Consider the following 21,595-nt stretch of genomic DNA (forward strand, 5'->3'; position numbering starts at 1 on the left):
CCGAAGACGAGGAGGAACGAAATGAAAAGGACGATCGGCGCTGCGCTCGCAGTGCTTGCGGCAGGATTCGGCACCGCCATCGCGCAGGACGAGGCGCAAAGCGGCGACGATACCGTCTACCTCTTCTCTTCCTTCAGGAACGACGGCGAGACGGGCCTACACCTCGCCTGGTCCGAGGACGGCCTGACCTGGAACGCCATCAACGGGGGCGACTCGGTCTTGAAGCCGAAGGTCGGTGACGATCTCATGCGCGATCCGTGCATCATCCAGGGGCCGGACGGCCGCTATCACATGGTCTGGACGACCGGATGGTGGACAGACAACATCGGCATCGCGCACTCGGACGATCTCGTTCATTGGTCGGACCAAACCGAGCTGCCGGTCATGCGCGGTAGTGGTACCCTCAACTCCTGGGCGCCGGAAATCTTCTACGACGAAGAAGCCGGCGAGTACCTGATCTTCTGGTCCTCGGCCGTTCCCGGACGGTTTCCCGAGACCGAGGATAGGGGTGATATCCGCTCGACCCTCGGGGTCGGTATCAACCACCGCGTCTACTATGTGAAGACGAAGGACTTCGAGACCTACACGCCAACGGAACTCTTCTACGATGGCGGCTTCGTCTCGATCGACGCGAGCTTGATACAGGACGGCGAGCGGACGGTGATGTTCGTCAAGGACGAGACCAAGCGGCCCGAGCCGGAAAAGAACGTCCGCATCGCAATCGCCGCCGACCCGCAAGGGCCCTATGGCCCGGCCTCGCCGCCGTTCACGCCCGAAGGCGTCTGGGTCGAGGGCCCGACCGCGGTCAAGATCGATGGCGAGTTCTACGTCTACTACGACGCCTATATGGAGCACCAGATGATGGGCGCACGCTCGCCCGACCTCGTTCATTGGGAGAACATCACGGACGAATTGTCCTTCCCCGACGGCACGCGGCACGGCACGGTGTTGCCGATCGACCGAGAGACGCTGAACGGGATCCGTGAAGCCTACGACGAGTAGGCTTCAGAGCGTGACGCCGGTCTTCCACATGGCGATCTCGCGGTAGCCGTTCTCTTCGTTGCGCGCCGCCTCGCCCGACGCGGTGCGCAGGATCTTGTCCCAAAGCGCGTCTGCGGCTTCCTCCACCGTCGCCTCGCCCGTCGCGACGGGCCCGGCGTCGAAGTCGATCCATCGCGGCTTGCGCTCGGCGAGGGTAGAGTTCGAGGCGATCTTGAGCGTCGGGACAGGGAAGCCGAGCGGCGTGCCTCGGCCCGTCGTGAACAAGATGACCGTCGCGCCGGACACCGCCAAGGCGGTGCACGAGACCGCATCGTTGCCGGGCGCGGTCAGAAGCGACAGGCCGGGGCGTCGCCTTGGCTGTGCGTAGGAAAGGACGTCCGTCACGGTGGCGGACCCGCCCTTCTGCACCGCGCCCAGGGACTTCTCCTCCAGCGTCGTCAAACCGCCTTCCTTATTGCCGGGCGACGGGTTCTCGTAGACCGGCTGGTCGTGGCGGACGAAGTAGTCCTTGAACCCCGTTACCATACGGACGATCTCGTCATAGACCGCTTTGTTCTCCGCCCGGTTCATGAGGAGACGCTCTGCACCGAACATCTCCGGCACCTCCGTGAGTAGGGCGCTTCCCCCCGCTGCCGTGACGCGGTCCGTCATCCGCCCGACCAGCGGGTTCGCCGTCAGGCCGGAGAGGGCGTCGGAGCCGCCGCACTTCATGCCGAGCGTGAGATCGCTGGCGGGCCGCGTCTCGCGCCGGTCGCCGGACATGCGCTCGAGCAGGGTCTCGACGGCGCGGATGCCCTCTTCCTCCTCATCGAAGACCGACTGGGCAGCGTAAGGGACGACGCGTTCGCGCGCCGCCTCGGGCAGGCCGTCCAAGAACGCGTCGAGCTGGTTGTTCTCGCAGCCGAGGCCGATCAGGACGACGCCCCCCGCATTGGGATGCACGGCAAGCCCGCGTAGAACGTCGCGCGTTGCGGAGAGGTCGTCGCCGAGCTGGGAACAGCCGAAGGGGTGAGCGAAGGCGTGGACGCCGTCGGCGCCGCCCCGCTTCTCGACGATCTGCGCGCCCGCCTTCGCGACGCGGGCGGCGGTCGCGTTGACGCAGCCGACCGTGTTCAGCACCCAGATCTCGTTGCGGGTGCCGACACGCCCGTCCGCACGCAGGTATCCTTGGAAGGTCGAGGCCCGGGCGGGAGCGGGAGACGAAGGTGCCGGTTGCGGCTCGTAGGCGTACTCACCGCCCGCCTGGAGGGCCGTCGCCAAGTTGTGCGAGTGGACGTGCTCACCGAATTCGATCGGCGCCGTCGCTCGTCCGATAGGATGACCGTAGCGGGTCACGGGTTCGCCCTCCCGGTGCGGACGAAGAGCGATCTTATGTCCCTGGGGAACGTCCTGGGAGAGGGCGATACGCTGTCCGGCAACCTCGACGGTCTCGCCGGCGGAGAGAGGGCGCAGCGCCACGGCGACGCTGTCGTCCGGGTGTATGCGGAGGGCGGCGGGGGCGACGCTCATGACCGCTCCGGCGCTGCGCGAAACGCTTTCGCGATCGCTTCGTACATAGGCTTCGGCCGGTACGCGTCGTCGAAGGGGAGGGGGCGGCGGACCAGTTCGCCCTCGTCGACGAAAGCCTGAATCCAGCTGTCGTGGTCGACGAGGCCCCAGGTCAGCACCTCCTTCGTCTGTGGATAGTCGAGCATCAGGTCGAGGTAGTCCTTCGTGTAGGCAGCGATCTCCGCGTCGCGCTGGGTGTCCGTACCCGTCGCGTCGCCGTCGTTCACGTCGAGCTCCGTCACGTACAGCTCGAGTCCCATGCCCGTCACCTCGTCCAGGAAACCGCGCCAAGCCTTCTGCCGCGCGGAGGAGAACTCGGCCGTTCTGTCTGTCCACTTCGCGTGGCCTTGGATGCCGAGACCGTCCACGGGCACGCCGTCCGAAACCATCCGCTCGAGGAGGCGCAGCACGGCTGCCCTATGGGATTCGTGTCCGTCCTCCCAACTCATGTAGTCGTTGTAGCTGAGCGTCGCGCCGGGCGCGGCGGCCTTCGCTTCTTCGAAGGCGACGTCCACGACCTGGGGGCCCATTGCCTTCGTGAATGGCGTGGGACGCAGGGCACCGGTCTCGGGGTCCAACGTCTCGTTGACGACGTCCCAAGCGTAGATCTGCGGCGCGTAGCGCCCCGCGACCCTGCCAATGTAGCCGCGCAGGAAGCTCTCCGTGTCGCGCGGTCCGTCGAACGCCGTGTCTGTCAGCCAGTCCGGCAGGTAGTCCGGGTGGTTCCACAAGAGCGCGTGGCCTCGGAGCCCAAGCGCGTTCGCCTCGGCGAAGCGGGCGAGCGCGTCCGCTTCGTCGAACCGCCAAGCGTCGCGCGTAGGCAGGATCGCGTACATCTTCTGCGCGTTCTCCGCGACGACGACGCTGCAATCCCGCCGAACGAGTGCGACGTAGTCTTCATCGGCGAGCTGCGTGTTCCTGACCGCGCTGCCGAACCGGAGTCCTCGCGCCGCAGCAAGATCGCCGAGCCCCGAAGCCGCCTGGTCGGTACCATGGGCGATGAGCGGCGCCGCTGCCAAAACGGCGCCGGCGGCCGGCAGGGTCTGGAGGAGGCGTCGTCGGTCAGTCTCGAGCATAGGGCAGGTCGTTCGATTGCGGCAGCCCATCCTAGCAAGGTGGCGACCACATTGCAGTACGTAATGCTAGAAAGTAGGAATCCTAGGTGCGCCAGGGGCTCCACCAGCCTCTGGTTCTCACCTCGCTCGAGCGCTGCCGTCCGCCGCCCTGTCCGTCGCAGATCGGCCGGCGGCCTAGGCTCCCGTCTGCGGAAACCGCTTGCGCCGCATGCGCTACAGATGTAGCACAGCTACAAATGTAGCGCATGCGGCGCGGTGAGGAGTTCCGGTCATGCTCGATAGCCTACCCCCGCGGGAACGGCAGATCGTCGATATCCTCTACGAGCGGGGCGCGCTGGCTGCCGCCGAAGTTCGCGAGGCGCTGCCGGACGAGCTCAGCGGGTCCGCCGTCCGCGCCATGCTTTCGCGCCTGGAACGGAAGGGCTTCGTACGCCGCTCCCCTTCCGAACGCGGCTACCTCTACGCGCCCGTCCTCGCCGAGGAGGCGGCTTCCCGTTCCGCGCTCAGCCAAGTGGTCCGGGTCTTCTTCGGCGGTTCGCCGGCCGGCGCGGCGACGGCGCTGCTCGGCATGTCCCAGGGCCTCGAGGAGGAAGAACTGGACGAGCTCGAACGGATGATCGCGAAGGCGCGGGAGGAGAAGCGATGACCACGGATCTTCTCATCGAGTTCGCTTGGAAGTCGGCGGCCCTGACGGGAGGCACTCTGATCGCCCTTCGCCTCCTCCGTCGCAGGTCCGCCGCAGAGCGGTCCTTCGTGGCTCATGCGGGCCTTCTTGCCGCTCTCTTCCTGCCGCTCGCCGTCCTGCGCCTGCCTGCGCTGACGGTCGAGCTTCCAGCTGCGCCCACCTTCGGTCAGGCGCGCCTGTCGCCTCCGACCGAGGTTCATGGTCCGCCAGGATCGAAGGGCGCCAGCATTCCTCTCGGCGATGCAACACAAAGGTCGGCGCCCGTCGCCTCGGGTCAGGGGGCTATTTGGTTGCTCGCCTACGCACTGCCTGCAGCCGTCCTTGCGCTCCTCACGCTCCTCGCGGTCGCAAGGCTCTTCACCCTGCGCGCCCGCGCCTCGGTCCTCGTCGACGGTCCATGGCTGACGGCGCTCGCTCGCGCGCAGCAGCGCATGGGCTTCAAGGACGGCACCGCGCTCCTCGTCAGCGAGGACGTCCGTTCGCCGGTCAGTTGGGGTCTCATGCGTCCCGTCATCCTACTCGATCCGAGGGCTGTCGAGGCGCGCGAAGAGGCCGAAGCGATCATCGCGCATGAGTTGGCCCACGTGGCGCGGCTCGACTGGGCCAACATGCTGATCGCTCGGCTGGTGACGGCGCTCTTCTGGTTCAATCCGTTCGCCTGGCGGCTTGCGGCGGAGGCGCATCAGCTACGCGAGGAGGCGGCGGACGACGCCGTCCTGCGCGCCGACGTCGATGGCGCGGACTATGCCAGCCTCCTCGTTGGCGCGGCACGGCACGAGAACCGGTCGCTCGCTCTCGCTGCCCACGGCGTCGCGCCGGGCCGCAACTCGTTGAAGAGGCGCGTCGCACGCGTGCTCGACGCCCGGCTCTCCCGCGTACCCGCCCGCGGCGTCTGGACGGCCGGCTGTTCGGCGCTCGTGGTCCTCGTAGTCGGCCCGCTCGCAGCGTTGTCGCCCGTCGAGGCTCAGTCGGTCGCTGCCGGGCGCGACGCGACGGCCACGTCGTTGCGCTCGGTGCGGGAGCCCGCTCAAGCCGAAGCCGACGCGGAGGCCCGCCCGGACCGGATCGAGCGGACCAGTCGCCAACGCCGCCCTTCGGTCGAGCAGCTCATCGAGATGAGAATGTTCGACGTGACGCCCGAATATGCCGACGAGATCGCGGCGGCAGAGCCGGCCTTCGCGGACCTCGGCACCGACGACCTCATCGAGTTCCGTATGCACGGCGTCGACGGCGACTTCCTTCGCGAGTTAAAGCGAGCAGGCATCGCGATCGATGATCCAAGCGACGTTGCGCCCGCAGCGATCCAGGGGGTCGACGCGGCGTTCGTCCGCGAGATGGCGGAGGTGGGCTTCGAGGGCCTTAGCCTTGAGGACCTCACCGACCTCAGGATCGCAGGTGTCAGCGCCGACTACGTCCGCAGCTTCAGGGAGGCGGGCTACCGAGACCTCACCGTGGACGAGGTAACCGAACTCGCTCTCTTCGGCATCGACCTCGACGACCTGAAGCGGGGGGAGAGCCGCTAGGGCCGCCGCCCGCCACCTATCCGATCCGTCCGTGTCCTGACGCCCGCTTCCGGGTGAACGGGTGAGCCTTGTCAACCGACAGCTTTGGGAGAAGCGCCATGAAGATCGTCCTGACCCTCGCCGCCAGTAGCCTTCTTATCGCCGGAACGTTCCATCCCGTCGCCGCAGGAGAAGTCATCGACTGGCGTATCCTGCCTATGGGAGAGGAGAATGCCTCATCCGAGCTCGACCTCGCCATCCGCAAGATCTCCAGCGACGGCGGCACGTCGAGCACGACCCGCAGCTGGCCGCTCGCTGCCCTCGAGGGCCTGTCTCAGCAACAGCTCATGGCGGAATCGGCGACCGACACCGCATTCGTCATTCGGCGCGAACCGGGCGCCCTCGAATGCGAAGGCCGCGTACAGAATGGGCGCGGTGGCGGTGAATGCATCTTCGAACCGGATTTCGGCTTTACCGACCGGCTCGAACAGCTCGGTCTCGAACGTCCCGATGCGAACGAGCAGTATCACCTCATGTTGGCCGGGGCGGACACCCGGATGATCGAGGAACTCGAGGCCCTCGGCTTTGGCCGCCCGGACCTCGATCAGCTCATGGCCGTCGCGATTCACGGCGCCGACGCGGCCTATGCCGGAGAGCTGGCGGCCACCGGGTACGAACTCGACGATCTGGACGATCTCGTCGCCTTCCGCATTCACGGCGTCACCGCGTCCTACGTCGAGAAGATGGCGCAGATCGGCCCACGCTTTCGCGCGCTGCCTGCGGACGAGATCCTCGCCCTCAGCATCCACGGCGTGACACCCGACTACGTCGCTGCTCTTGCCGGCATGGGTCCTGGCTTCGCCGAACTCTCGGCAGAAGAGGTCGTCACGATGCGTATCCACGGCGTCACGCCTGAGTTCGCGGCGGCGATGGCCGCGCTCGGCTATGACGACCTCTCGCCGGACGAGCTCGTTAGGTTACGAATCCACGATGTCAATCCGGACTATGTGCAGGCGTTCGAGGAGGCAGGGCTGAGGCGGCCCGACGCGGACGAACTCGTCCGAATGCGCATCGCGGGCTTCGACCCGGGTCGCATGAAGAAGCGTGACTGAACCGGCAACGTCCGACGAGACGCCCCTATGACACCGCACCGCAGCGCCCTCGACCAACGGCACCGCGCGCTTGGCGCTTCTCTCGCCGCGCTCACGTTCCTCGGCTTCCAGCCTGCTTATGCGCAGGACGAAGCCCCGAGCGGAGACGTGCCCGCGCTGGCCGCACCGCAGGCCCGCAAGGTCGCGGCGGCCCAGACCTACACGGCAGAGGACTTCGCCCGCTTCAAGCCGCGAACGGCGCTCGACATGCTGCGGCAGGTGCCGGGCTTCGTCATCCGCCAGGCCGAGGAGGAAGAGAGAGGGCTCGGACAGGCGAGCACCAACGTGCTCATCGACGGCAAGCGTGTCTCGACGAAGTCCAACGATGTCGTCACGGAGCTTACCCGTGTGCCGGCCGCGACCGTCACGCGGATCGAACTCCTTGACGGGGCGACGCTCGATATCCCGGGCCTTTCGGGACAGGTCGCGAACGTCGTGACCGAGAGTGGCCGCATCAACGGACAGTTCGCCTGGGAGCCACAGGCGCGGCCCTACCACACCGATCCGCTGCTGACGCGCGGCAGTCTCTCTCTGAGCGGAACGCTCGGGCCGGTCGACTACACCTTAGGCCTCGAAAATCGCAGCTCGCGCAGCGGAGCAGGCGGCGGGACCGTGATCACTTCGCCTCTCGGCGTGCCGGTCGAGTATCGCGACGACGTCTGGTCGACCCATGCCGAACAACCCCGCATCAGCAGCCGCTTCGCGATCGACGGCCCGGGCAGCAGCGTCGGGAACCTGAACTTCTCCTATGGGCGCCTCTACTACGACTACGTCGAGTACGGAGAGCGGACGAGGCCGGATGGCGACGACCGCGATCGGGACGTCGTGGTCGAGCAGAACGGTTACGACTACGAGATCGGGGGCGATTGGGAGTTCTCGCTCGGTACCGGGCGGCTGAAGCTGATCGGGCTCGACCGCTTCGAGCACGAGCCGTTCCGCCAAACGATCTTCACCCGCCCCCTCGCCGGCGCGCTCGCCGGAGACCGCTTCGTGGCCACGGGCGACAGCACCGAGCGGATCGGCCGGGCGGAGTACCGAATGAGGGCGTTGGGCGGCGACTGGCAGCTGTCGGGAGAAGTCGCCTTCAACGCCCTCGACAACGTCTCCGCCCTCTACGTGCTCGGTACTGACGGCGCGTTCGAAGCGGTCCCGTACCCGGAGGGGACCGGCCGGGTCGAAGAGGAGCGTTACGAGACGATCGTCAGCTACGGCCGACCGCTGTCGCCGAGCGTCACCCTTCAGCTTGCGGGCGGCGCTGAGTACTCCGAACTGCGCCAGATCGGAAACGGAGGACAGGAGCGCAGCTTCCTCCGGCCGAAGGGCTCTGTCTCCCTCGCCTGGAAACCGTCCGCGAAGACTGACATCTCGCTACGAGCGGAGCGGGCCGTGGGGCAGCTCGACTTCATCGACTTCCTCGCCCAAGTCGATCTCGACGAAGAGAACGAGAACGCGGGCAACCCCGACATCGTGCCGCAGCAGAGTTGGAGTTTCGAGGCGGAAGGAAAGAGGGGGCTGGGCCCCTGGGGCTCCACGACGCTCCGCGTCTACGCCGAGTCGATACAGGACATCGTCGACTTCGTGCCGATCGGCGAGGCTGGTGAATCGCCTGGTAACATCGACCACGCCGTGATTCGCGGCGCGGAGTGGGCGAGTACGCTGCAGCTCGACCCGGCAGGCCTTCCCGGCATGAAGCTGGACGCGCTCATCGTGCTGCAGGACAGTCGCCTGGACGACCCTCTGACCGGTAGAGCCCGACCCATCAGCGACGAGCGGCAGCGCTTGATCGAACTCAACTTCCGACATGACGTGCCGCATACGGACTGGGCATGGGGTAGCGATCTCTACTACGAGAGGGCGGCGAAGTCATACCGCTTGACGGAGCTGGGACGTCTTTACGAGGGGCCGGTCTGGTTCGCCCTGTTCGCCGAGAACAAGGACGTGTTCGGTTTGACGATGCGTCTCTCGGTCGACAACATCCTCGGTGGACGAAGCCGCTGGGAGCGCATCGTTTACGAAGAACGCCGAACGGGCCCCGTTGCCTACTTCGAGGACCGGGACCGCCTGATCGGACCGATCTTCGGCTTCTCTGTCAGCGGCTCGTTCTAGACGCTGGCTGTCGGGCGCCGCTTGCGTGTCGAGCCGATGATCGGCGGTCTCGAGTTCGAAGCTGCTTCGCCTGTCGGTTCGAGGCGAGCGGGTTCGACCATGGCGACGTGGCACTGATCGGTCACCTGCGCGTCGTCGGTCTGAAGCGACGAATTTGCCGGGCATGGAGAGCCGTTGGCCCTTCAGGCGCTGCACGCATCCGAGGCAGATCAAGAGCCGGCGGAGCCGCTCGCAGAACGGGGCCGGCGGATCACGCCGCGGACGCCGCCGCTCGTCATCAGAGCGACGTCGGCGAGGGCGAAGGGAAGCCCGAGCCGGGAGGCTGCGGCGAGGTAGAGCGGTTCCCACACCGGATCGAATTTGTCCTTGTACATCCGAAGGCCTTGAAAGCCGTAGAAGCGCCCGCCATGCTCATAGGCGAAGGCGCCGACTTGAGAGAGGAGCGGCGCCAAGCGATCCTCTTCGAGGCCCGACAGCGGCGCCATCCCGAGGTCGAGGACGCCGTAGCCGTTCTCTTTTCCCCAGAAGGCCAGCTCGGTGAAGAGGTAGTCCATGACGCCGCGCGGGGTCGCCTCGGCATAACGCATCAGATCGACCGAAAGCTCCCGTCGGCTCGTCGTGGTCCAGACGTTGGCGAAGGCGACCGGTCCGTCCGCCCCTTCGACCAAGGCGACGGGGAAGCGGGAGAGGTATGCCTCGTCGAACGAACCGAGGCTGAAGCCCTTCTCTTCGCCTTCATGGCGCGCCAGCCAAGCATCGGAGATCGGTCTCAGCTTCGGCAGGAGGGCCGGCACCTCGTCGATCGGAGCGATACGGAAGGTAAAGCCCTCCCGCTCCACTCTCCGCTTGATCTGCCGTAGAGGCTTCCTCGCGCTCCCTTCGAGGCTGAATGACGGGAGGGGAACGAGGGCTGCCTCGCCGATCTTCTGGATGATGAGGCCAAGCTCGACGAGGCCTGGCAAGAGGTCCCGTCCGACCGAGTAGAAGCAGAGTTCCATCCCATGCCGGTCTGCGAAGTCGCGGAACCCGCGCAGCGTCGGAAGGATGTCGTTCTCTCGTCCGCAAGGTTCGCCCATTACGATCAGACGCCGTCCCCTGACGCCGTATTGCAAGAAGGTCTCGCCGCTCTCGCTCCAGAAGAGGTGCTTGTCGCGGAGCCAAACGAGGTTGGCATCACACCGTCCGAAGGACGCTCGATCGAGAACTCGAAGGATCCGGTCCTCGTCGAGCGGGGGAGGAGCCTCCTCGAGCGGCGCCGGTGCGAGGAGGCGCCAGGCGATGACGCCCGCAAGGAGGATCGCCCCGCCGGCCGCGCCGCGCAGGAAGCGAGAGGCGCCGCCGTCTTCGAGGACGAAACGCCACCAGAGCTCGTCTGAGTAAGGAACGTCTTCGAAGAAGACGAAGCCCAACCAGACGAAGGTCGCAAAGGCTGCGATCGCTGCGAGGAACCAGCCGCGCTCGTGCAACGCTCGGCGCAGACCGCCGGGCCGGTAGAAAGCGCCCCGGGAGAGCCAAAGTGCGGCGGCTAGGATCGCGAGAACCGCGCTCTCCACCAAGCTGCCTGAACGGGTGGCATTGAGGACGGTCGAAACGATCAGCAGGCCGAAGGCCAAGGTCCAAGCGCTTCGCGATCGCCGCCGGAGGCCAGCCGCGACGAGGAGGAGAAGCACGCCGGCGAGGCTGCTGAAGAAGTGCGACGCGTTGACCCGAACGACCGGCACGAGCCGCGCGACTTCCTCGGGCAGTGAGGGGAGGGCGAGCGACCAAAGTAAGATGACGCCGGCGCCGAAGCTGAGGACGGCGAAGACGGCAGGGGCGAGGACCATAACCGCAGCCGTGAGAATGCCTGGCAAGCGGCCAAGACCGAGCGCCGCAGCGCTCCGCCGAACCAGGAGCGCGCCCCGGACGCCCCATCGCCGCGGTGTGCGGGCGAGGGGTCTACGAGTCGCGGCGTCGCTCACGTGAAGGCCTTACGACGTGTTCTGCAATCGACCGGAAGCGGCTCCCAAGATCGTGGCCGCCAGGCAGCGTCGCCGTTTCGACGACGACGCCATCCGGTGCGCGAGCACGCACACGGTCTTGGGCGCCGTAGAGCAACCTCACCTCGAACCCCTCCTCGACCAAGCGTCCGATCGCCGGAGCGGTCGGGAGATCGTCGGGTCCGTGTCCGTCGAGCCAGCCTGCCGGGTGGAACTGGAAGCCTGTCATCGTAGCCGGGGCGATGAGGACGACACGTTCTATCCGCCGCTTCATCGAATCGGGAAGTCGCGGTGCCGCGAAGGCGATGACCGCGCCGAAAGAGTAGCCAACCAGCGTAATTGAGGCAGTAGCATCGAAGCGTTCGAGCCGGCTTGCGACGTGCTTCGCCAGGGACGCTTCGCTCCGTCGTTTCAGGAAGTGCGCGAACGCTCCGATGATGTCGGCCGACACGTTTCGCCGCCGGAGTTCGTGGGCGAGGCCCCAGGAGAAGGTCGGCAGGATCCCGTCGCCTGAGAGGATCAGAACGCTCTTCGGAACGGGAGAGGCAATGGGACGAGAAGCGGACACGGGAAGAGACCGGCGAGATGGTGAAGTGAACGATGGCGGATCGAGGCGCTGGGCCCGAGAACTCTTCGACAACATACCTCTTTCGGCCACCCTCCGAGAAGGCCCGCAACTCGAGGTGGCCGTCTTCCAACATGCTGCTCGTCCTTCTTCCCAAGCTCGGAACAGAATGTCCGTCGTAGTCAACCCGAACATCTCTGCGACGCGGACCAGTCCGCTAAAGGCAACGAGGCGGACTTCGGTGGCGCGCGTCTGTGCGAGGCTCGATCGTCTCACGAGCCGTGCCGGTACTCGGATCGGTGACACAGGCTGCTAAGGAGCGTCGCGAGGGACACGGGCATCAGTACCTAGAGGGACTAAGGTCCAGATCTCGACGGCTTCAAATCACAGACGCTTCCACCGAAGCCGGCGGGCCTGCCGAGTACGATCAAGACGATCGCGCCCTGAGAGCGCGTTACGGCTCTACCGCGTATACCGGTCCAGCCCTCCATGCCGATCGGACCTTCTCCGGCAATCGTGCGGCCTAGGTCGTGTTGGCGAAGACATCCCGGCCTGCTTCGGCGATCTGCGCCATCTTGCGCCGAACTTCATAGGAATCCTCGTCCTCCCGATCGATGAAACGATGATAGTCGATCTTGCGAAGGCAGAGTCGGAGTGCGAGCGGAGCTCATGATCTAAAGGAGGTTGCCGAACGTCACCGTCCCGGCCGGTCGCGAACGGGCCGTAGCCACCGCTCTCGTACGCAGTTATGTAAAGTAAGAACAAGGAAAACAGGCTGTGCAGTCGACAAGGTGCACATGCCATGTGCACGTTCGCTGTTGGTCCGTTCTTCCTACTGAGAAAATGCCGTTAAATCAATCCCATAGATTTTGTATTGCGCCTATGATCGATTGGACGGACCGGTACTGCCGGTTCTTTCATCGGCTGCTTACTCGCAAAGCGCGGCTCTACACGGAGATGGTCGTTGACGAGGCGATCATCCGTGGGGACCGAGACCGCCTTCTCGATCCTGGAAGCGTGGCGGGGCCGGTCGCGTTGCAGCTTGGCGGGTCGGACGCCGGCCGGTTGGCCGAGGCCGCTCGGATCGGGGAGGGGTACGGCTATCAGGAGGTCAATTTCAACGTTGGCTGTCCCTCGGACAGGGTGCAGTCGGGCGCATTCGGCGCTTGCCTGATGCGTGATCCCAGCCTCGTCGCACGCGGGGTCGAGGCGATGCGGCGTGCGGTCTCGGTACCGGTCACGGTGAAGTGCCGCATCGGCGTTGACGACCAGGATCCAGCCGCGGTCTTGCCCGCCTTCGCGGACGCGATGGCGGGGGCGGGCTGCGAGACGCTCATCGTCCACGCGCGCAAGGCCTGGCTTCAGGGGCTCAGCCCGAAGGAGAACCGGAGCGTACCGCCGCTGGATTACGAACTCGTCGCGCAGCTGGCTCGGGAACGGCGTGACCTCCACGTCGTCCTCAATGGCGGCATCGGCTCGCTGGACGAGGCCGAGGCGCATCTCGGCCGGTTCGCGGGCGTCATGCTTGGCCGCGCCGCGTATGAGCGGCCCTACCTGCTGACGTCGGTCGATGAACGGCTCTTCGGTGAGAACGTGCCTGCGCCGAGCCGCGCTATGGTCGTGCGGACCGTCGCAGATCGAGCCGAGCGAACCGGCACGCCCGTTTGGCGCTACGCTCGGCACATGCTCGGTCTTTATGCGGGCGAGCCCGGAGCGCGCACCTGGCGGCGGCGGCTGTCGGAGGAGACGAGGGCGGGCGGATCGCCTGTGCTTCTAGATGCGCTGGACGAGGTCGAAGCGGCGCAGGCTGCCGCCTGAGGGGCGCGCCGTTCAGCGAATGCGGGATGCGTCCCTGTCCCCGGCGCCTGTCCGGTGCCGACCCGAACCGGGCTTGCCGGTCCGCTCGAAGAGCGAAGGCGCGGGTGGGGATCCCACTGGAGCCGCGGGGCGGGGCGCGGCGTTCGAGGCGAGCTTTTCCCGCTCTTCCGTCGTGAAGCGCTCGCTCTGGGTGTAGTAGGGCGAGCCGTCCGGTTTGTCGGTCAGCTTCGTGTTTCGCTGAAAGAGGCGCGGGGAGGGCGGCACGCCGGTCTCCTCTTCTCCTTCCCGTTCCCCTTCCGAACGCTGCTCAGGCCGTACCGGCCCCAGGCGACCGCCCGCGCCGCCCGGCAGGGCGGCTTCGCCGATGCGCTCGGAGAAGGCCTCGGGCGGAGAGGCATCCTCTTCCGGTGAGGCCGAAGGCCCGGCAGCGGCCGCAGGCGACTGTTCCGCGACCGGCGGAGGCGCCTCCGCCTTCGTCGTCCTGGCGAGGAGGTAGCCAAGGTAGAGCGCTATGCCGCCGAGGAGCAGCGCGCCCGCTACGCCGACTACGATGTTGCGCATCCGCCCGCTTCCTCCGGCCCGGGGTCGATGCCGGAGTCATACACAGCCTGCGCCCGAGTCGCGAATCGAGCCGTTCCGCTCAGGTCAGGCGAAGCAGGATCACCACGAGCACGATCGCGGCAAGCCCGCCGACGAACACGATCCGCTGCCATCGGCGGCGAAGGATGACCTTCCCTTGCCGTGCTTTCTCCCCCTCCATCGCATCCTCCCCAAGGTTGCTTCGTTCAGACGTATCGACGAGCGCCGTCATCGAACGTTCCGCCGTCAGGCGCTCGCCGCCCCGTGACGGAAGCAGGTGAGGGGGTGGTCGTCCACCATGCCGACCGCCTGGCAGAACGCGTAGGTGATGACGGGACCGCAGAAGACGAAGCCGCGCTTCTTCAGCGCGCGGGCCATGAGGCGGCTCTCATCTGTCTGCGCCGGGACTTCGGCCGTCGTCGCCCAGGCGTTGCGGCAGGGCTCGCCGCCGTAGAAGGACCAGAGCCAAGCCGAGAAGCTCTCCTCCTCCATCACCGCGAGCCAGGCGCGGGCGTTGCGGATGGCGCCGTCGATCTTGGTGCGGCTGCGCACGATGCGGGCATCGCCGAGGAGCCGCGCGACGTCCGCCTCGCCGAAGCGCGCGACCCGCTCCGGCTCGAAGCCTTCGAAGGCTTCGCGGAACGCTGCCCGCTTGTGCAGGATCGTCCGCCAAGAAAGCCCCGCCTGGAACCCGTCGAGCACCAGCTTCTCGTAGAGCGCGCGGTCGTCGTACTCCGGCACGCCCCACTCGGTGTCGTGATAGCGCGTGTAGAGCGGGTCGTTCGGCGGCACCCAGGCGCAGCGGGACAGGCCGTCGGGATGCCCGCTCACGGAAGGTAGGACGGCGGGGTCAGCGTCACCGGGTCGTCGCCGCACATCGGTGGCTCGGCCGCCGCGGCGACCCGGTCGACCCGCAAAAGGGCGAGGCCGACGCCGTCCCGCGTGCTGGTCACCTCGCCGAGCGTGCTGCCGCCGGCCGTGACCGGCGCGCCGGGCGCGAGGGCGTCGCCGCGCACCTGCCAGCTGCGCTTTCGCACCTCGCCCTTGCGGAACATGCGCGAGGCGACCTCCTGTCCGACGAAGCAGCCCTTCTTGTAGTCGACCGCCCCGAGCGCATCGAGGTTCACGTCCATCGGAAAGACCGCGCCCGCCTCGTAGTCGCGCCCGAACTCCGGCACGCCGAGGTCGAGGCGGCGAGCGTCGTAGCCGGCGTCGCTCTCCGGCGCGGCGGGCCCGGCGAGCCAGCGCTTGCCGAGCGCGGGCAGGCGCGGGTCGGTCACGGCACCGTCCGGCCCTTCGTCGCCGACATGGACGGCGAGGTCGCCGCGCGCCTCGATCTGAACCTTCGCGCGCAGCTTGTAGAGGCCGAGCCGCTGTCCGATCGCCGCGTCCTGGCCGGGCGGCAGGTCGAGAAGGACGCCTTCCTCGGTCCTGTGGACGAAGAAGGCGCAGAGCACCTTGCCCTGCGGCGTCAGGAGCGCCGCATGCGTCGCTTCGCCGGGCGAAAGCCGCGCGACGTTCGCGGTCAGGAGGTTCTGCAGAAAGGACACGGTGTCCGGCCCCGTCAGCGACAGGACACGGCGGCCGGGCAGGACGGCGGGGGGAAGCGAGGTCATAGCGGAGAGATAAGAGAAGATCGGTCGGGATGCACATTCTTCGTGGCGCTGTCGCTCGCTGCATTCTTAGTGGCGCTACCGGCGGGCTGACCGCCCGCCTGCTTGAGCGCTGGCTGGCGGCACGGGCCTTTGGCCCCGGGCGCCAGCGAGACCGGAAGCGAGGCAGCGCTCATCGTCCGCTTGCGCGGTGGTACGATGGTCCGGGGTGTCCCGCGCGCGGCTCGCCGCAGTTCGGGGAGTGGTAAGGTTGTCTGCGGCGCAAGGGGTCCCAAACCCTCGCAACGCGCGGTACGGGACCCTCCACCTCCCTCGAGGCGATCCGCCGGGGCCGTTCTTCAGCTCGCCCGGCGCGTGTCTGGCCCGATACGGCGGGATGCATTCCATCACCCAGGCCGACCGGCACGTGGTCCCGCAGCGGCAGGCAGGAGAGACGTCAGCTGTCGGCCCTGCCGCGACCAGGAGAGAATGGCACGGGCCCAAGGGGGCGGGGATAAGTGTGGCGGTAAGGTCGCTTTCAGCAGCGACCGGAAAGTCGGTTCGTCACCGATAAGGGACGTTGATTGCAGGACTGCGACGTCCACTTCGGCGCAGGACCGGACATCAGAAGCGAAGCACGCGTCCGAACCTAACGGTCAACCGCGTGTCGGTTTCTTGAGAGGTTGCCGTTTTCACTGGGCCGGCCAGGTCGCGACCGTGAGACAGAGCGACGAGCAGTTCGGTCTCCGGGGTGACCTCCCACCGAAGCTTGCCGAGCAGACCGAGCCGATCGCTCGCGTCGTCGTACTGGGCTTGGCCAGCGATGCGCAGGTTCGGCGTCGCGTTGAACTCAGCGCCCGCACTGACGACTTGAACGGTGAGATCGCCGGTCGGCAGGTCGAAGGATTCACGCGTGTAGCCAGCCTCAAAGGCGAGGTGCCGGTTCGGGCGGACCCGCAGGATCGGGTTCACCTTGATCGTCTCGCCGTCATAGGCACCGCCCCAATCCACGTAGAGCCGCCCGCCGACCGTCCGCGACGGCGCCAGGTCGAGATGCGCCTCGTAGTTCTCGGTGTCGTAGACCCCCGGTGCGACCGGCAGTTCGCTCAAGATCGAGAAGGGTTCGAGGACCGTCGTCTTGCGTTCGAGCCGGTTCAGGAACAGCTGGTCCTGGCGCGGCGTCCTCAGCGTCAGGAAGGTCGCGAAGTGGCCATCGAGAACCGTGCCGTCGCGATCACCGACGACGCCGCGCGCGACCCCAAGGCTGGCGTAGCTGATCGGCAGGTCACGGAGGTAGAAGCTTTTCCACCCGTACCCGTTCATTCGCCGAATGCCGGACCGGTTCGCGAAGCCGAGCTTGGGGTCGTAGCCGGCCTCGATGTCCTTGTACTGCAGGAAGCCCGTCCAAGCGCTCGACCGATAGGCGACCTCCGAGCCGATGGTGTCGAACGCTTCGCCGCCCTGCCAGGAGCGCAAGACGGCTGCGTCGACGCTAAGGTTGCCGCCGCCCAAGCCTGTCCAGATATGCTGGAGGTCGACCCCCGCCACCGTGTTGTCCGTCAGCCCTGACGGATCGCCGTTCGTCGCGATCGCGCCGATCCGGGTGCCAGCCGTCACGTCGGCGGACAAGCGCGCGACGGACAGCAGCTGCGGCTCCGCCGTCCCCTCCTCTGTCCAGGCGGACAGCGCACCGATCCCGAAGCGCCCCACCCGCCCCGATAGCTTGGTACCTGCCGCGATGCCGTCCGCCGCTCCGCTTTCGAGGCCGATCCTCCGCGAGAAGAACGGGCGGCCGTTGACGTCGCCTGTGAAGGCCGCGCCGCCAAACTGAAAGACGGAGGCGTCTTGCAGGAAGAAGTCCCGGGTCTCGGGAAGGAAGAGCGCGAAGCGCCCCGTGTTGACTAGCCTCTCGTCGAGCGGCGCATCGCTGAAGTCCGTGTTCAGCGTGACCGTACCGTTCAGCGAGGGCGTAATCGACCAGCGGGCGTCCACGCTGGGCTCGAGCACGCCCTTCGTGTCGGTATCCTCGCCGGTACCGTGCTCGACTCTGACGATGCCGTAGACCATTGCCTCGACGCCCAAACCGTCGCGCGGCGGCGCGGTCAGGCTGAGCCGGGCGACGTCGGTCAGGTCCATGATCTCGCGGGAGCGGTCGACGTTCGATAGGCGGATCTCCTCGCCCAAGCGCGGGATCATGCGGGTGATCTGGAAGCCCCAGTCTCCCGCCTCCGCACGATACCCTAGCGACCGGAACGGGATCGCGAACTCCGCCGTCCAGCCATCCGGCGTCAGCTGAGCCCGGCCCTGCCAGATCGTGTCCCATTCGGGCCGCTCGGTCCGGTTGTTCTCGATCAGCGCGTCGTAGCGCGCGCCGCCGGCGTTTAGGCCGAACGCGTAGCCGTCCCGCCCGGTGGATAGTGGGTCGAGCAGCACGCGGATTGACGGCTCCGCGTCGATGGCGAGGTCGCGTTCGAGCCGCCGAACCCGCATCGCGTCAGGCTGCGGGTCGAGCGCTTCGACGGCGATGTAGAGGTTGCGGTCGTCGTGTAGGACCCAAGCTCGCGTCTCCATCGTCGGGGTCGCGCCGAGCACCGGTTCGATCTGGACGAAGCCGGTCAGTGCGTCAGCCTGCTGCCAGACCGGCTCCAGGATCGCGCCGTCTATGTCAGGCGCCTCAGCGAGGTCGATCGTACGCGCGACCAGGCTCTCGGGTCCTGCTTCCTGTGCCGCGGCCGGAAGGCCGGCCGCAACGCTCATCGCGATCAAGGCCGTCGTCAGTACCCGCATTGCTTTTCCCCTGTCCGTTTCGGTCAGGGTAGAGACCGCGACGGTCCGCGACCTTCCGGCAGCGGACCTGATCCTGTCGAAGGAAGGTCAGCCGAGCAGGAAGCGCAGAACCTCAGGCAGGCGCGCGGCCCAGTATCGTTCGTGGTGGCCCGTCCCTTTGAACACTTGAGCGCGGTAGCCGTCGCCCGGTGTGAAGCCCGCGCGTTCGGCACCGGCCTCGAACGACTCCTGGAAAGGCGGGTAGTGCTCATCGAGCTCTTCCGTACCTCGATCGATCCATAGCCTAATCAGGTCTGGCGCCGGCAGGTCATTCGCCGCGAAGGCGCCGACCGCCGCGGTCACCTCGGCGACTTGCTCGTCGGTCGGCCGCAACGCTTCGTCCTGTGCGAACGGTCCGAAGCCCATCAGATGCGCCGACAGGCAACCGGCCCCGCCGAAGCGGTCAGGATGGCTCGCCAACGCTTCGAGTGAGATCAGAGCGCCCATACTGGAGCCGAGGAGGAAGGTATCCGAGCGGCTCCGGCGCACGGGGAAGTCCGCCTCGATCCTCGGCATGACGGTCTCAGTCAGGTAGGCGAGGTAGTCGTCCGAGCGAACCTCGCCGCCGCAGGAGCGCGCCATGACGGCACGCGTCTTGGGCGTCAGCCGGTCCCACAGGTGGCGGCTGTTGTACTCACGCGGCCTGTCCGCATCGGACGGGCTGGCGATGGCGACGACCACGGCTGGCTCGATGCCTTCACCCGCCAGCTTCGTCATTGCGTCGTCCATCTCCCACGCGACTCCTGAATAGCTCTGCGCTGGATCGAAGAAGTTCTTGCCGTCGTGAACGTAGACCACGCGCGCAGGGTTCTCCGCGGTCGCGCCATCCGGCACCCAGACATCGACCGCCCGCGGTACAACCCTATCCGAGCTGAGTTCGCCGAGGGGGAAGAGGCGACCCGAAGCGGGGCTGAACGCAGGTTCGGCGTTAGCGGCCCGCGCCCCCCGACCCAGCAAAGCCACCATGGTCGCACCGCTCGCTAGGACACCGCGTCTCGTGAAGCTCATGGCTCGTTCCCCTCTCTGTACGCGCTCGGTGTCGTGCCGAACCGGGCTTTGAAGCTTTGCGTGAAGGACGAGGCGGAGGCGAAACCTGCCGCCTCGAACACCTCAGCCGGGCGTTTGCGCTCGACGCGAAGAAGGTGGGCCGCGTAGCCAAGTCGCCGCTCGACGAGCCATCGGCCCGGCGTGACGCCGTACGCCGTACGGAAGTGCCGTTTGAAGCTCGACGCGCTCATGTGGCAGAGGAAAGCCATCTCTTCGGTAGACAAGCCCCGCTGCCACTGTCCTTCTACCGTGCGCTGGACCCGGGCGACCGGATCGTCACCGTTTGGTCTGCGAAGGACGGTGAAGGCATCCGAGCCCTCCGTCTCCAATAGGACGAGTAACGCCTCTTCCAAACGCAGGGCTATCCGCGCGGGAGACATCGCCGGAAAGGTTGCGAGGGTCCGTGCGGTCTCGTCGCGAAGCGCCGCCAGCTGGCGGCTCGGATGCAACGTATGGAACTGCTCTTCGCTACGCGGTGCCGGACGCTGCGCGCCTTGCTTCGCCAGCACTCGTTCTAAGAAGACGTCGTCGAAGAAAAATAACAGGCTCCGATAGGGCTCAGGGCCGAGTCGCGTGTCCGTGGAGAGGCAATGGCCGGCCGCGAACAGCACCGCCCCGCCCTCCTCGACCTCGACGTACCGCTTCCCGCTGAAGAGCCGTTTGCGGCCGCTCAGCACGAACGACAGCGCGTGGGTCGAGAACGAGATCATCAGACGGTCGCCGTCCTCGTCCGCCCGGTGCGCATAGACGGACGGCACGCCGGGCACGGGGGCGCGGCCGAGCGTGATATCGGGCAGCGTGATCGTGCCGAGTACGGTGCTGGACTCCCGAAGGGTCATGCGGGCACCCTCGCGCCTGAACCGCCCGGCCTGCGCAGCCAAGCGTCGGCTAGCAGAAGGTTCGGCACCCAACAGGCCCAAGCAATGATGGGGTACGCTGTGCTGAACGCCACGCCCGCGCCGAGCGCACCAGCGAGGTAGAGCCGCAGCGTGACGGCCGAGAAGGCGAGCGCGTAGCTCCTGACCATCCAGCGTCGGTGCTCGGCGATCTCGCCACGGCGCGCTGCGGCGAAGCCGAGCATCGTCGTCGTGATCCAAGCCAACCCGAGGCAAAGGAAACCGAGCGCCGCGACGCTGCCTGTTTCGGCCGTGACTGCGATCGGTAGGGACGCCAACCACGCAACCGCGATGGCCGCCACGTAGGCCCGCCCGCGAAACCTATGACACGCGCTCCGCGTCGGGCCGCGGAACTGCCAAGGCCCGATCATCAAGGCCATGCCGCCCGCCAAGGCATGCGTGACGAATGTGACTTTCCGGGCCTCGTAGTTAGGCAAGGGGGCGGACGGCGCCTCGGGCAGCGCATAGCGTGCCGAGGCAAGGCCGATGAAGCTCGCCGCTACAACCATCAACCCCCAACCGACGCGCGAAGGCGATCCAGGTGACGTCTTTTCCATCGGTTGCACGCTATACCTGGGCGGCCGGACCACAACCGGCTCGCGCGCACCCTGGCCCCTTGGCGATAGCAAGGGACCCGTTCGCGACATGCCTTTCCTCATCGGCGATGCCACGCTCAACGCAAGCGAACCGAGGACCGTCCGATGTTCCGACACACCATCGCCGTCGCGGCGTCGATCGCCGCTATATTCCCCCTTGCCGCCTGCGCTCAGACCGCGCGGCCGCACCTCGACTACGACGCGGCTGCCGCCGTACGCGACGGCTGCCTCGCGTTGGCGGAGACCGAGGGATGGAACATGGCCGTCTCGGTGCATGATGGCGCCGGTGACCTTGTGACCTTCGCGGCGATGGACGACGCGATCCCTGCCGTGACGGAGGTCGCTCGGTGGAAAGGCCACGCGGCGGCCACGTTCCGCTTCTCGACGGCGACGATGCGGGAGTGGAACGCGCCCAACGTCCCGAACATCGCGACCGTCGGCGGGGGCGTGCCGCTGTTCACCGAAGCGGGTGAACCGCTAGGCGGCGTTGGCGCGTCGGGCGCAAGCCAGGAGCAAGATATCGAGTGCGCGGAAGCAGGCGCGACGGCGGCGGGGCTCAGGACAAGTCGACCTTGAGGCACCTTCGGATGAACCGTTTGACCGCGCAGGTGTAGGAGCGGACATCGG

The 21,595-nt window shown here is 67.1% G+C and carries 19 protein-coding genes; 7 read left to right on the forward strand and 12 right to left on the reverse strand.

Going from position 1 to position 21,595, the window contains the following annotated elements; genetic code table 11:
- The first annotated feature begins 21 nt into the window (after positions 1–21).
- On the forward strand, positions 22–1,002 hold the full coding sequence (locus tag GGQ59_RS10490) for a glycoside hydrolase family 43 protein (RefSeq protein ID WP_183818311.1): 981 nt from the start codon (positions 22–24) through the stop codon (positions 1,000–1,002).
- A gap of 3 nt (positions 1,003–1,005) precedes the next feature.
- Here the strand turns inward: GGQ59_RS10490 and GGQ59_RS10495 are convergent, their stop codons facing one another.
- Complete coding sequence (locus tag GGQ59_RS10495; RefSeq protein ID WP_183818313.1) at positions 1,006–2,511, reverse strand: UxaA family hydrolase; 1,506 nt, start codon at positions 2,509–2,511, stop codon at positions 1,006–1,008.
- The gene (locus GGQ59_RS10500; protein WP_183818315.1) at positions 2,508–3,626 is read right to left on the reverse strand and encodes an endo-1,4-beta-xylanase; all 1,119 of its coding nucleotides are present in this window, start codon (positions 3,624–3,626) and stop codon (positions 2,508–2,510) included. The genes GGQ59_RS10495 and GGQ59_RS10500 overlap by 4 nt, the downstream gene beginning before the upstream one ends.
- A 271-nt stretch (positions 3,627–3,897) precedes the next feature.
- Between GGQ59_RS10500 and GGQ59_RS10505 the strand changes: the two genes are divergently transcribed.
- The 4 genes from GGQ59_RS10505 (at position 3,898) to GGQ59_RS10520 (ending at position 9,070) form a co-directional block, all read left to right on the forward strand.
- The gene (locus GGQ59_RS10505; RefSeq protein WP_183818317.1) at positions 3,898–4,272 is read left to right on the forward strand and encodes a BlaI/MecI/CopY family transcriptional regulator; all 375 of its coding nucleotides are present in this window, start codon (positions 3,898–3,900) and stop codon (positions 4,270–4,272) included.
- Positions 4,269–5,834, forward strand: coding sequence for a M56 family metallopeptidase (locus tag GGQ59_RS10510; RefSeq protein ID WP_183818319.1), 1,566 nt, complete (start codon positions 4,269–4,271; stop codon positions 5,832–5,834). The genes GGQ59_RS10505 and GGQ59_RS10510 overlap by 4 nt, the downstream gene beginning before the upstream one ends.
- Positions 5,835–5,932: 98 nt before the next feature.
- Entirely contained in the window at positions 5,933–6,925 is a 993-nt protein-coding gene (locus GGQ59_RS10515) for a hypothetical protein (protein WP_183818321.1), read from the forward strand.
- 27 nt (positions 6,926–6,952) lie between these two features.
- A complete protein-coding gene (locus GGQ59_RS10520; protein ID WP_183818323.1) occupies positions 6,953–9,070 on the forward strand; it encodes a TonB-dependent receptor plug domain-containing protein in 2,118 nt (705 codons plus the stop codon).
- Positions 9,071–9,279: 209 nt separating this feature from the next.
- On the opposite strand, the gene GGQ59_RS10525 is transcribed toward GGQ59_RS10520, so the two are convergent.
- Together GGQ59_RS10525 and GGQ59_RS10530 are read right to left on the reverse strand one after the other, a co-directional pair.
- A complete protein-coding gene (locus tag GGQ59_RS10525) occupies positions 9,280–10,896 on the reverse strand; it encodes a phosphatidylglycerol lysyltransferase domain-containing protein (RefSeq protein WP_183818325.1) in 1,617 nt (538 codons plus the stop codon).
- A gap of 112 nt (positions 10,897–11,008) precedes the next feature.
- On the reverse strand, positions 11,009–11,809 hold the full coding sequence (locus tag GGQ59_RS10530; protein WP_343074324.1) for an AcvB/VirJ family lysyl-phosphatidylglycerol hydrolase: 801 nt from the start codon (positions 11,807–11,809) through the stop codon (positions 11,009–11,011).
- 648 nt (positions 11,810–12,457) lie between these two features.
- Here GGQ59_RS10530 and dusA point away from each other — a divergent pair.
- Complete coding sequence (dusA, locus tag GGQ59_RS10535; RefSeq protein ID WP_183818329.1) at positions 12,458–13,432, forward strand: tRNA dihydrouridine(20/20a) synthase DusA; 975 nt, start codon at positions 12,458–12,460, stop codon at positions 13,430–13,432.
- 12 nt (positions 13,433–13,444) lie between these two features.
- On the opposite strand, the gene GGQ59_RS10540 is transcribed toward dusA, so the two are convergent.
- From GGQ59_RS10540 to GGQ59_RS10575, 8 genes are all read right to left on the reverse strand, one after another.
- Entirely contained in the window at positions 13,445–13,993 is a 549-nt protein-coding gene (locus GGQ59_RS10540) for a hypothetical protein (RefSeq protein WP_183818331.1), read from the reverse strand.
- 79 nt (positions 13,994–14,072) lie between these two features.
- Complete coding sequence (locus GGQ59_RS10545; protein ID WP_221400992.1) at positions 14,073–14,243, reverse strand: hypothetical protein; 171 nt, start codon at positions 14,241–14,243, stop codon at positions 14,073–14,075.
- Positions 14,244–14,257: 14 nt separating this feature from the next.
- Positions 14,258–14,842, reverse strand: coding sequence for a DNA-3-methyladenine glycosylase I (locus GGQ59_RS10550; RefSeq protein ID WP_343074321.1), 585 nt, complete (start codon positions 14,840–14,842; stop codon positions 14,258–14,260).
- On the reverse strand, positions 14,839–15,627 hold the full coding sequence (gene ygfZ / locus GGQ59_RS10555) for a CAF17-like 4Fe-4S cluster assembly/insertion protein YgfZ (protein WP_183818335.1): 789 nt from the start codon (positions 15,625–15,627) through the stop codon (positions 14,839–14,841). Before ygfZ ends, GGQ59_RS10550 begins: the two co-directional genes overlap by 4 nt.
- A 600-nt stretch (positions 15,628–16,227) precedes the next feature.
- Entirely contained in the window at positions 16,228–18,390 is a 2,163-nt protein-coding gene (locus GGQ59_RS10560; RefSeq protein WP_183818337.1) for a carbohydrate binding family 9 domain-containing protein, read from the reverse strand.
- A gap of 87 nt (positions 18,391–18,477) precedes the next feature.
- Positions 18,478–19,437, reverse strand: a complete 960-nt coding sequence (locus GGQ59_RS10565; protein ID WP_183818339.1) for an alpha/beta hydrolase — start codon at positions 19,435–19,437, stop codon at positions 18,478–18,480.
- Positions 19,434–20,315, reverse strand: coding sequence for a helix-turn-helix domain-containing protein (locus GGQ59_RS10570; RefSeq protein ID WP_183818341.1), 882 nt, complete (start codon positions 20,313–20,315; stop codon positions 19,434–19,436). Before GGQ59_RS10570 ends, GGQ59_RS10565 begins: the two co-directional genes overlap by 4 nt.
- On the reverse strand, positions 20,312–20,881 hold the full coding sequence (locus GGQ59_RS10575; protein ID WP_183818343.1) for a DUF2306 domain-containing protein: 570 nt from the start codon (positions 20,879–20,881) through the stop codon (positions 20,312–20,314). The genes GGQ59_RS10570 and GGQ59_RS10575 overlap by 4 nt, the downstream gene beginning before the upstream one ends.
- Before the next feature lie 192 nt (positions 20,882–21,073).
- On the opposite strand from GGQ59_RS10575, the gene GGQ59_RS10580 reads away from it, so the two are divergent.
- Positions 21,074–21,544 (forward strand): GlcG/HbpS family heme-binding protein, encoded by a 471-nt coding sequence (locus GGQ59_RS10580; RefSeq protein ID WP_183818346.1) that lies wholly within the window; start codon positions 21,074–21,076, stop codon positions 21,542–21,544.
- Positions 21,545–21,595 lie beyond the last annotated feature (51 nt).

This window comes from Parvularcula dongshanensis (assembly GCF_014199615.1).
Taxonomy (GTDB): Bacteria; Pseudomonadota; Alphaproteobacteria; order Caulobacterales; family Parvularculaceae; genus Parvularcula; species Parvularcula dongshanensis.